The sequence below is a fragment of the Pelatocladus sp. BLCC-F211 genome (genome assembly GCF_041928655.1).
Classification (GTDB): Bacteria; Cyanobacteriota; Cyanobacteriia; order Cyanobacteriales; family Nostocaceae; genus Pelatocladus.
The window spans coordinates 1-11,636 of record NZ_JBHFLM010000022.1 but is presented as its reverse complement, the minus strand read 5'-3'; the positions used below and the strand labels follow the sequence as shown (position 1 = coordinate 11,636).

The window sequence follows — 11,636 nt, the reverse complement described above, 5'->3', positions numbered from 1 at the left end:
CTTCAACACGCCGATGATTATTCCTACTGGGATTGCTCAATTCTATCAAATTAGAGACTGCGGCTCAAGCCGCAATGTCGCTTTTCCGCCCCTGGCTAAAGCCGAGGGGCTACCAAGCTCCCGGAAACTTTACGTGTAGTCGGTCAAATTATTCCTTGGAACTTCCCATTGTTGATGCAGGCGTGGAAGTTAAGCCCAGCTTTGGCAACAGGTAATACGGTAGTGATGAAAACTGCCGAACAAACTCCTTTGTCGGCGCTACGCGTGGGTGAGTTGATTATCGAAGCAGGCTTTCCACCTGGTGTAGTTAATATTCTCTCTGGCTACGGGCCAACCGCCGGGGCTGCGATCGCGCGTCACATGGATATTGACAAATTAGCATTCACCGGCTCAACCGAAGTTGGACATCTGGTGATGGAAGCAGCAGCCAAAAGCAACCTCAAGCGCGTCACCCTCGAACTTGGTGGTAAGAGTCCCAACATCGTTTTTGCCGACGCTGATATGGATATGGCAATTGAAGGCGCACACCATAGTTTGTTCTTTAACCAAGGACAATGTTGCAATGCGGGATCGCGGCTGTTCGTGGAAGAAAAATGCTATGACGATTTTGTCGCTAAGAGTGTAGAAAAAGCCAGACAGCGGACAGTCGGCGACCCCTTCGATCCCAATACCAAGCAAGGGCCGCAGATAGACCAAGAGCAGTTTGACAAGATCATGAGCTACATCGAGTCGGGTATGCGTGAAGGCGCGCAGATGTTATGCGGTGGTCATCGCTGGGGCGATCGCGGTTTCTTTATTGAACCGACTGTATTTGCCAATGTCAAAAATGACATGAAGATTGCTCAAGAAGAAATCTTCGGCCCGGTGATGAGCATTATTAAATTCAAAGACATCGACGAGGTAATTCATCTTGCCAACACCACCATGTACGGACTTGCTGCTGGAGTATGGACAAAAGATATTACCAAAGCCCATGCCATAGCTAACAACGTCCGTGCTGGTACTGTGTGGGTAAATTGCTACCATGTCTTTGATGCTGCTGCACCCTTCGGCGGCTTCAAACAATCAGGTATGGGTCGTGAACTCGGCGAGTATTGTCTAGAACATTACACTGAAGTCAAGACAGTCACAATTAAGTTGTAAGTGGTCATTGGGGATCGGGGAAGGTAGGGGTCTTGGGGATAAGGGGCAGGTGGGGTCCCCTCTGGGGATCAGGAATTGGGGATTGGACATTAGGCATTAGGTATCAGTTTTTCTCCACGTCTCCCTTGTCCTCCTTGTCCCCCTTGTCCTCCTTTTCTCCACGTCTCCCTTGTCCTCCTTGTCCCCCTTGTCCTCCTTTTCTCCCTTGTCCCCAATCCCCTTTCCCCGATCCCCTTCAAGTTGTGCTTTCGCCTGCTGCCAAAGGGCTTCTAACTCTTCGAGAGTGTAATCAGACAGGGGGCGATCGGCAAACGCTTCTATTTTTTGGAAGCGGTGAATAAAACGTTGATTTGTTCCTTGTAAAGCTTCGGTTGGATCAAGATTGTACCAACGAGCCAGCTGGAGAATAGAAAATAATAAATCTCCTAATTCAGCTTGCTGTCGTTCTGGTGTTTCGTGGGCTAAAGCTTCGTGAAACTCTTGCAATTCTTCATGAAACTTATCCCACACTCCATCAATATTTTCCCACTCAAACCCAACGGCGGCAGCTTTTTGAGAAATTTTCATCGTCGCCATTAATGGGGGAAGTTTGCGGGCGTAACTACTGAGTTTTGTACTCAGTTTTTGATTTTCTGGAGATGGTTCGCCTTTTTCTGCTGCTTTAATTTGTTCCCAATTTTGCCGCACTTCATCCACATTTTGCACCGACACATCCCCAAATACATGAGGATGGCGCCGAATTAGTTTTTGGGAAATTCCTTGCGCGACTTCTTGTAAAGAAAATTGTTCATATTCCTTGGCGATTTGTGATTGCAGGACAACTTGTAATAACAAATCGCCTAATTCTTCTGCGATCGCTTCTTTGTCTCCACTATGAATCGCATCTACGACTTCATAAGCTTCTTCAATAACATACGGGGTCAGTGTTTTGGGAGTTTGCACTAAATCCCACGGACAACCACCGTCAGGCGATCGCAACTTTGCCACCACATCTATTAATTCTTGTAACGCTGCCAAAGTTTCAGAGTTTTTCATTTACTACTTTTTCCCCTAGTTCCCTTACTTCCCTTGCTTCCCATACTTTTTGTCCGACGACTACCGCGAGTTGTCGCTTTACGTTTCTTCATTTTCGCACGGGGCAATAAACCTTGAATACCTTGCTTCTGCACACGCTTGTATGCAGAGCCACCCCAATCACTAAGCGAATGACTCATCGCACCTAATTCCAGCCCTAAGAATAGTGCTAGCAATTCTAGACCGTGATTCAAGAGCGATCGCCCGACAATTTCACTCAAAATCTGCCTACTCCAGTCCCCACTACCGAGCATTTGAGCAACTACTGTACCCAAAATTACTAGTATTGCCACAACGCCACTCAAATAGATCACTCGCAATGTTGTACCGATAATTGGCCCATGTGATAAAAAAGACCGATGGCGCAGGCTTTTTTGATAAGGAATCCAAATCCAACGTAACAAACCCCAACGTTGATATTGGCGGGAGTATATATCCAAGTCAGGGCCAAACATCAGCCCCCCAAACATAAATCCACCTGCCACCAATAAAGTCAGGTTGCCACTCTTGGTTTGGACAAAAGTGGCTCCAGCAACGAACGGCAAAGCCCACAAAGTAATGCGATCGTGCGTTTGGCCAGAGGGCATAGGAATTTGGGATTAAGCAAGCAAAAATTTTCTCAAAAATACTATCGCGTTTTTCAAATTAGTGTGCTAACATTAATTCTTGTGAGCAAAAACGGGTGGTTAGCTCAGTTGGTAGAGCGCCTGCCTTACAAGCAGGATGTCACTGGTTCGAGTCCAGTACTACCCATTTAAAATAGTCATATTAACAGTTAGTTGTTCTGTCTGAACAGTTACCGTGGTGGTGAAGTTTTACGTGTAATCTTAACCCTAAACTGAATCAGTTCAAAGGGAACAAGGAACAGGAAACCCAGAATTAAAAACGTAGAATTGAAACAAGGACGCTTTGTATAAAATGCGGCTCTAAACCCACAAATAAAGTTTTCTATCCCGTTCCCCGTTCCCTACCGCGTAGGGTTTTGTAAGCCTGGGCAAAAAAATATGTGGAGAGGAAGACGCCGGATTGTTTGGCGTTACAGTATAGCAATTTTAACTGTAGCGATCGCGTTACTGGGTAAACTACTGCTAAATTATTGGTCTGGTCAACAATACCAAACGCCATTTTTACTATTTTTTGCTGCCATTATGGCGACTAGCCGCTATGGAGGAATTGGCCCTGGTATATTGGCGGTTGTTTTGTCTGGTGTGGTGACTAGTTATTTTTTCTTAGCTCCAGCTCGATCATTATTCATCAATGACTTTTGGACGAGTCTCCAACTGCTTATATTTTTGCTGGAGGGGCTATTTATTGTTGCACTCATTAACTCCCTAAAAACTGCTCGGCGAAATACCCAAGCAATCGCCCAACAATTGCTCTTAAGTGAAGACAAGGGTCGTCAGCATCAAGAATTGTTAAACTTAATTGCCAATTCTTTGCCCGTCTGTATTTCTTATATTGATACCCAGCAACGCTATCAGTTTATTAACAAAACATACAAAGATTGGTTTGGCTTATCTCCAGAGGAAATCTACGGCAAACGCATAGTCGAAGTTGTGGGAGAAGCAGCCTATCAAATCATGAAAGACAAACTAGAACAGGTACTAGCAGGTAATTTAGTTGAGTATGAAGCGGAACTTCCCTATCGAGAAGGAGGAAGGCGTTATATCCAAGCTATTTTAGTTCCCGATATCGCCAAAAATGGCCCAGTCAGAGGATATTGTGGACTAATTATTGATATTAGCGATCGCAAACAAGCTGAAACAGAAATTAAGCAACTCAACGAAAACTTAGAACAAAAAGTCAAAGAACGCACCACACAACTGCAAGAAGTCAATCAGGAACTAGAAGCCTTTACCTACAGTGTCTCTCATGATTTACGCGCCCCACTGCGTGCTATGCAAGGACTAGCCCAAGCTTTACAGGAAGATTACAACTCTAATTTAGACGCAACAGGACAAGAATATACCCAGCGCATTATTACCGCAGCTGCACGGATGGACACTTTGATTCTGGATTTGCTTGCTTACAGTCGTCTAGGGCGTAGCGAAATTTGGCTACAACGGCTGAGTTTGGAGAGTGCGATCGCTGACGCCATCAATGAATTACACTCAGACATACAAATTACCCAAGCACACATAACCATCGAGTCACCTTTACCGATTGTGAAAGCACATCGCAGCATTTTAGTACAGGTGTTGATTAATTTGATTAGTAATGCCCTTAAGTTTGTGGCTAGTGATGTTAAACCCCAAGTACGCATATGGGCAGAAGAGAGAGTGGGGGGAGTAGGGGGAGTAAATTCTTATGACACTCTTCACACTCCTGTATCTTCGGAAACCTCTACCTCAAACAAATTGGTGCGTCTATGGGTGGAAGATAACGGAATTGGCATTGCTAGCCAACATCAACAACGAATATTCAGAACTTTTGAGCGCTTGCATGGCATAGAATCTTATCCGGGTACTGGTATCGGTTTGGCGATTATCAAACGGGGGATTGAGCGTATGGGAGGTAGTGTAGGAGTTGAATCACAATTAGGACAGGGTAGCCAATTTTGGATTGAGTTAGCACAAGGCGATTCAAATAGCGAACAGTTAACAGTGGAAAGTGGACATTGAACAGTTATCAGCTAGAAAAACTGATAACTGATAACTGTAAAGTTATAATCTGTACGCTAACGTACGAATCTTCCAGTAGGGAGAAGAAGTAGTTTGCAAATTTTTATTAACCTATGACAACTTCTCACGTCGTCACTAGCTCTCAGAGTATGTTTTTTTCATTCTCTAGCAGTTATGTAACGTCCTGACTGTTCTGCCAACAGACTACAGCATGTCTCCATCCGATAGTGATCCCAGGTCGATTAATCAACTCTTGGCATCTTTACCGGATGAGGAGTATCAGCACCTGGCTCCCCATCTAGAATATACAAGGCTCTCTCAAGGGCAAATTCTCTATGATCGTGGGGAAGTGATTCGACATGTCTACTTTCCCATCCGCTCAATGGTGTCTTTAATTTCCGTTCTCAAGGATAACTCAACTACCGAATTTGCCATGGTGGGCAATGAGGGTATAATTGGCATTCCGGCATTTTTAGGCGGTAAATTTACTAATAGCCGTGCGCTTGTACAAATAGCAGATGGTGCTTTGAAAATGAATGCTGAAATCCTTCAGCGTGAATTTGAACGGGGGGGAGTATTACAAAAAAAACTACTGCTATACACCCAAGCACTTTTAACCCAGATTGGGCAAAATGCGGTTTGCAAATTTCACCATTCCACAGAACAACAACTTGCTCGTTGGCTGTTGTGCGTTCAAGACTGTCTTGGTCGAGATGAGATATTTTTAACTCAGCAGTATATTGCCGATTTGCTGGGAACCCGTCGTGCTACAGTCACAGTTGCAGCAGGTAATTTACAAGAAGAAGGCCTGATCCGCTACAGTCGCGGAAAAATTATAATTCTGAACAGAACTGCACTAGAGGCAACTGCTTGCGAATGTTATGGCATAGTAACAAATGAGTTTGCTCGTCTGCTGAATGCTTGATAATTTTGCCAATTACCCTTTGCAATAGACGACAAGAAATAATGGGTTAGACAAGAAAAATCCTGCTTTTTAGACTTTACTTTACTTCTGCAATCTAACGCTTATGTACGCTACCGTACAGACAGGGTTACTCCAGCCATGTCAATTTAAGATGCTTGATTTAGAAGTGATGGAAGCGATGCCGTGCTAGTTAATCAGCTACTGCTGGCTTTACCAGATTTGGAGTTCCAGCGCCTTGCTCCCCATCTAGAAGAGGTGCCACTTTCTCTCGGTCAAGTTCTTTATGAAGCGGGGGAAAATATTAAGCATGTCTATTTCCCGAATCGAGCAATGGTGTCTTTAATTGCTGTTCTTGAGGATGGTTCGACAACAGAAGTTGGTATGGTCGGTAGCAATGGAGTTGTAGGCTATCCTGCATTTTTAGGAGGCGATTTAACAACAACTCGCACGATTGTGCAAGTTGCTGGTACTGCGATGAAAATAGATACCAAAGTCCTCAAACGGGAATTTATTCGTGGTGGAGTTCTACAAAGGCGATTGTTACTTTATACCCAAGCCTTACTTACCCAAATTAGTCAAACTGCTGCCTGCAATCGTCATCATTCGTTAGAAGCACGACTTGCTCGTTGGCTGCTTACTGCCCAAGACCATACAGCTTCTGATACTATACAAATTACTCAAGAGTTTATTGCTGAGTTACTGGGTACGCGACGCTCTGGTGTAACTGTGGCAGCTGGTTTGTTGCAACAAGCAGGTATTATCCGCTACAGTCGAGGTCGGATTACAATTCTCAATCGCCTAGCTTTGGAGGCAACTGCTTGTGAGTGTTACGGTTTTATTAAAAAAGAATTCGATCGCTTGCTCAATGAAGAACAAAAGTAAAGTATTCGCGCTTTTTTAGCAATATCAACAAGTATTTTTTGGGAAAAATCTGGGGCTTATGTACGCTACCGTACAGAGCGTCAGATAGAATTATGTCATGCTATAAAAGTCTTTTTGTGACTGCTCTGTGAATATTAAAACACTTTTATTACTCAATATTTATAATGAAACCCCTGTTTAGCACAAGCGATTTTTCTACTAATTATTGCTCCACTGGCGTCTAGAAAGGAAAAATGTCAAGGAGCCAGCTTGTAATGATGAGTCACTGTGAATGTAACATCTTGCTGGTAGAAGACGACCCCAATGATATTTTCTTAGTAGAGAGGGCATTTCGTCGGGCAAATTTGCACCATCCCATTCATGTTGTTAAAAATGGGGATGAGGCAGTTATGTACCTTGGAGGTCAAGACTGCTATAAAGAAAGAGAAAAATATCCATTACCAGCGTTAATATTACTAGATTTAAAACTACCACGTCGTTCTGGTCTAGAAGTTCTAGAATGGCTCAAGCAACAGCCGTTACTAAAACGAATTCCGGTTGTAGTTCTCACATCTTCGCGGGAAAATGTTGATGTTGACCGTGCTTATGATATGGGAGTAAACTCCTATCTGATTAAACCTGTTGCATTTAATGCTTTACAGGAGATGATGCAGGCGCTAAACTCCTACTGGCTAAAATTTAATCAGTATCCTTCTGTTTACTCGACGTAATACTAGAAGGCAAAAGGCAGAAGGCAGAAGAAATATTAAAAATATATCTCTTCTCCCCATCTCCCGATCGCAGTCAACGGGCAAAAACCAGCGATGAGTACTCAGAATAATTCAATTCAACGCATTTTGCTGGTAGATGATAATCCAGACGATCGCCTGTTGGTGATCAGAGAATTAAGCCGAGAGTTCTCTCAAACCCAAGTCATAGAAATAATTGATACCAATACATTGAACCAGGCATTAGCAGCAGATAAATTTGATTTAGTCATTACTGATTATCAACTCAATTGGACGACGGGCTTAGATGTTTTGCGTGCTGTCAAATCTCGCGATCGCAATTGTCCTGTGATTATGTTTACCAACACAGGTTCCCAGGAAATTGCAGTTGAGGCAATGAAAGCGGGATTAGATGACTACGTAATCAAATCTACAAAACATTTTCTGCGCCTCACGCAAGCTGTACGTTCAGTTTGGCAACAATACCAAACTAGCCGTAAAGCAGCTCAACTAGAATTACGCTTACAATCATTATTGAATCAATTAAGAATTGGTGTATTCCGTGCTACATGCACAGCAAACGTTTTAGATGTAAATACGGCTTTTTTAAATATTTTAGGTTTGCCATCCTTAGAGGAGGTTCAGTCATTTATCAGTGAACAACTCTACTCTTTTATGACTAACGAGCGTCCATCTGGGAAAGAGTGGGAACGGGAGATACATTTGCAACGCCCTGATGGTAAAAACATTTGGGTGCTTTTCAGTGAAACCCTGAATCAGTTAGATGGCGAAACCTTCATAGATGGCTTAGTGGAAGATATCACACAGCGCAAGCAATCAGAGGCAGAAATTCTTCAGTTTAACCAAACTTTAGAACGTCGAGTCCAGGAGCGTACAGTTCAACTAGAAGCCATTAACCATGAACTAGAGGCTTTTGCATATTCAGTATCCCATGATCTGCGATCGCCCATTCGCCAAATCGATGGATTTGCAAACTTATTGAAAGAACACCTAGAAACTATAACCAGTGATGAAACAAGCTTGCATTATCTACAAGCAATTTTAGAGTTAACTAACCGAGCAGGCGAACTCGTAGATGATTTGCTGACTTACTCCCGTACCGGACGTGCAGAAATGTACTACTCTAACGTTGATATGAACCGTCTGGTTTGGGAATCAAAACAACAGACAGAAATGCTTTTTCCTGATAGACAGATAATTTGGTATTTACAGCAACTACCTCATGTGTGGGGCGATCGCTCTCTGTTACGCCTTGTATGGCAAAATTTGATTGAAAATGCTGTTAAGTTCACTAAACCGTGTCACCAACCAGTCATCACTATTGGCTGTATTGAGGATGAGCAAGAAACTATTTTTTTCATCCAAGATAATGGTGTGGGATTTGACATGCAATATGTCAATCGCTTATTTGGTATATTTCAACGCCTTCATAGCCAAACACAATTTGAAGGAACAGGTATAGGACTTGCCAACATCCAGCGTATTATTCACAGACATCATGGCAGAGTCTGGGCAGAGGGAGCCATCAATCAAGGGGCAAAAATTTACTTTACTCTACCGAAAGCAAATATTTAATCACAAGGAAGACAACGGAAGGGGGATAAAACAATTCAAAATTTCAGAATCTTTTTGAAATTTGACCAATGTAGACAGACGTAGCAATGCTACGTCTCTACAACAATCAATAACCAACAAATTTCTAATTTACATCGGCAGCTAGATGTCTGGAATGAGCAAATTTCTTGAAAATAGTGCTGCTAGGTTCCTATAGCTATAGGAAAATTGTGGCGTGGCGACAATGTTATCAAAATAATATCATGATGCGTATTCTGCTGCTGGAAGATTCTTGGGCAGACGCCGAGTTGATCGGTGCAGCTTTGGCAAAAAGTAAAATTAATTGCGAGTTGCTAGGAGTAGAAACTCGTGCAGACTTTATAGAAGCTCTCAAAACCGAAACCTTGGATTTAATTCTGGCGGATTACGCTCTTCCCTCCTTTGATGGCTTTTCTGCTTTAGAACTTGCTCGTGCTATCTGTCCAGAAGTACCGTTTATCATCATTTCGGGCATACTTGGTGAAGAGCGAGCCATTGAAACTCTCAAAAGTGGAGCTACAGATTATGTACTCAAACAACGCCTGGAGCGATTAGTTCCAGCAGTAGAGCGAGCTTTACGAGAAGCCGAAGAACGAAAATTACTCAAGCAAGCAGAGGCAGAATTACGTAAGAGCGAAGAATTATTTCGTACATCTGTAGAAACTATCCTGGACTGCTTTGGCATTTATTCTGCTATCCGTGACACATCAGGTAAGATCACAGATTTTCGCATTGATTACGTGAATGCAGCCGCTTGTGAAAATCACCAGTTTACACAAGAAGAGCAATTAGGTAAGTCGTTGTGTGAACTTATGCCCATACATCAGACAAGTGGTCTATTTACAGAGTACTGTCGGGTTGTAGAAACGGGTGAATCACTGGTGAAGGAATTATTGTTGGGAGAGGAGGGAGATAGGGGACAGGGGGGACAAGGGAGAAAACTAACTACTGATAACAACAAATCAACTAACAATCAATTACCAACCAATAAGCAAAGAGCATATGATATTCGGGCTGTGAAGTTTGGGGATGGGGTAGTTGTGACTTGGCGCGATACAACTGAACGCCGACAAGTTGAAGAAGAACGTAAACAACTAATACGCCAAGAGCAAGCAGCTAGAGAAGAAGCTGAGAAAGCAAATCGCCTCAAGGATGAATTCTTAGCTGTCGTTTCTCACGAACTTCGTACACCGCTTAACTCTATGTTGGGTTGGGCGCAGATACTTAGAAATCGACAATTGAATGAAGTGATCGCCACCAAAGCTTTAGAAACAATTGAACGTAACGCCAGACAGCAGAAAAAATTGATTGAGGATATCCTTGATGTTTCCATGATCATTCAGAACAAGCTGCGTTTGGAGTTACAACCTCTTTACCTAGTTCCAATCGTTCATGCTGCAATTGAAGACATACAACCACAAGCTCAGGCCAAGTCAATTCAAATAGAGTCCATGCTTAGTCCTTTCATCAGTCCAGTCATGGGCGATGCAGAACGCTTGCAGCAAATTGTCTCTAATCTCCTGTCTAATGCGATTAAATTTACTCCTCCTACTGGTCAAGTGCAGGTTTGGCTTCAGCAAATTGACTCCTTAGCCCAAATTACAGTTACTGATACAGGACAAGGTATCAGTTGCGAATTTTTACCTTATGTGTTCGATCGCTTTCGCCAAGCAGATGGTACTACAACCAGAAAATATGGGGGATTGGGATTAGGACTGGCTATTGTTCATCATTTGGTTGAACTACACCATGGTCATGTTTATGCTACTAGTGAGGGAATCGGTCAAGGAGCCACATTTACAGTCCAACTGCCAATCTACAAAATAGAATAAAAAGCCGGAAAATTACAACAGCCTGATGAACACACCACAAGACGCACGACAATACGCCCCAGCTACACAGCGCAATCGTGAACCAATTCTAGAAGTACTCACGCAAGTATTACCCGCAACAGGCAGTGTATTAGAAATTGCTAGCGGTACTGGAGAACATGCGGTGTATTTTGCTCCTCGTCTGTCTCCTCGTCAATGGATACCTTCTGACCCCAATCCTCTACACCGTGCTAGTATCGCTGCTTGGAGTAAACATTTACCCTGTGAAAGTCTTCAGCCACCTTTAGAGATTGATGTACGTGAGTCAGTCTGGATGGTAGAGAAAGAAGCATTATTTACTACTTCGCCAATTACAGCCATAGTCAACATCAACATGATCCACATTTCACCTTGGGCTGCTTGTTTGGGACTAATGGCGGGTGCTAGTCGCATTCTTCCATCTGGTGGTATCCTGTACTTCTATGGGCCGTTCAAACGAAATGGCAAACACACTGCCCCAAGTAATGCTGCTTTTGATCAATCTCTACGCGCCCAAAATCCAGAATGGGGCGTGCGTAATCTTGAAGATGTTGTTATAGCAGCTAGTAGAAACAGTCTCAGTTTACTCAATATTTATCAAATGCCAGCAAATAACCTTTCAGTAGTATTTAAGTTATAGCGATTTGGATTTGAGTAAAGAAAAGGGAAGAGGTGAGACTTTATAAGAAAGGCTAGCTGAAAACCCTTGAGGAACAGGCGCACAGCGCCGTATTTCGTACTTCAGGCAAGGGGACGGCAGGTGCTTCAAGCCGGGAAACCCGTCCAACGCACTGCCTCATGAAAGCTGCCGCAAGGCGTT

The 11,636-nt window shown here is 43.2% G+C and carries 10 protein-coding genes and 1 tRNA gene; 9 read left to right on the top strand and 2 right to left on the bottom strand.

The window, feature by feature from the left end; genetic code table 11:
• The first annotated feature begins 147 nt into the window (after window positions 1-147).
• On the top strand, window positions 148-1,143 hold the full coding sequence (locus ACE1AT_RS01745; RefSeq protein WP_374865593.1) for an aldehyde dehydrogenase family protein: 996 nt from the start codon (window positions 148-150) through the stop codon (window positions 1,141-1,143).
• A gap of 96 nt (window positions 1,144-1,239) precedes the next feature.
• On the opposite strand, the gene mazG is transcribed toward ACE1AT_RS01745, so the two are convergent.
• Window positions 1,240-2,178 carry a nucleoside triphosphate pyrophosphohydrolase gene (mazG, locus tag ACE1AT_RS01740; RefSeq protein ID WP_374865590.1) on the bottom strand — a complete coding sequence of 313 codons (939 nt, stop codon included), beginning with the start codon at window positions 2,176-2,178 and terminating at the stop codon, window positions 1,240-1,242.
• Window positions 2,175-2,804, bottom strand: a complete 630-nt coding sequence (locus ACE1AT_RS01735) for a metal-binding protein (protein WP_374865589.1) — start codon at window positions 2,802-2,804, stop codon at window positions 2,175-2,177. Before ACE1AT_RS01735 ends, mazG begins: the two co-directional genes overlap by 4 nt.
• 93 nt (window positions 2,805-2,897) lie before the next feature.
• On the opposite strand from ACE1AT_RS01735, the gene ACE1AT_RS01730 reads away from it, so the two are divergent.
• The 8 genes from ACE1AT_RS01730 (at window position 2,898) to ACE1AT_RS01695 (ending at window position 11,456) form a co-directional block, all read left to right on the top strand.
• Window positions 2,898-2,970 (top strand) — tRNA-Val (locus ACE1AT_RS01730).
• A gap of 251 nt (window positions 2,971-3,221) precedes the next feature.
• Window positions 3,222-4,838 carry an ATP-binding protein gene (locus ACE1AT_RS01725; protein WP_374865588.1) on the top strand — a complete coding sequence of 539 codons (1,617 nt, stop codon included), beginning with the start codon at window positions 3,222-3,224 and terminating at the stop codon, window positions 4,836-4,838.
• A 211-nt stretch (window positions 4,839-5,049) separates the two neighbouring features.
• Window positions 5,050-5,763: a Crp/Fnr family transcriptional regulator gene (locus ACE1AT_RS01720; protein WP_374865587.1), complete on the top strand. Its 714-nt coding sequence runs from the start codon at window positions 5,050-5,052 to the stop codon at window positions 5,761-5,763.
• Between the two features lie 183 nt (window positions 5,764-5,946).
• On the top strand, window positions 5,947-6,645 hold the full coding sequence (locus tag ACE1AT_RS01715) for a Crp/Fnr family transcriptional regulator (protein ID WP_374865586.1): 699 nt from the start codon (window positions 5,947-5,949) through the stop codon (window positions 6,643-6,645).
• Between the two features lie 254 nt (window positions 6,646-6,899).
• Complete coding sequence (locus ACE1AT_RS01710; protein WP_374865592.1) at window positions 6,900-7,355, top strand: response regulator; 456 nt, start codon at window positions 6,900-6,902, stop codon at window positions 7,353-7,355.
• Window positions 7,356-7,448: 93 nt separating this feature from the next.
• Window positions 7,449-8,948, top strand: coding sequence for an ATP-binding protein (locus ACE1AT_RS01705; protein WP_374865585.1), 1,500 nt, complete (start codon window positions 7,449-7,451; stop codon window positions 8,946-8,948).
• A gap of 242 nt (window positions 8,949-9,190) precedes the next feature.
• Window positions 9,191-10,798, top strand: a complete 1,608-nt coding sequence (locus ACE1AT_RS01700; RefSeq protein ID WP_374865591.1) for an ATP-binding protein — start codon at window positions 9,191-9,193, stop codon at window positions 10,796-10,798.
• Window positions 10,799-10,823: 25 nt separating this feature from the next.
• A complete protein-coding gene (locus ACE1AT_RS01695) occupies window positions 10,824-11,456 on the top strand; it encodes a DUF938 domain-containing protein (protein WP_374865584.1) in 633 nt (210 codons plus the stop codon).
• The last annotated feature ends 180 nt before the right edge of the window (window positions 11,457-11,636 follow it).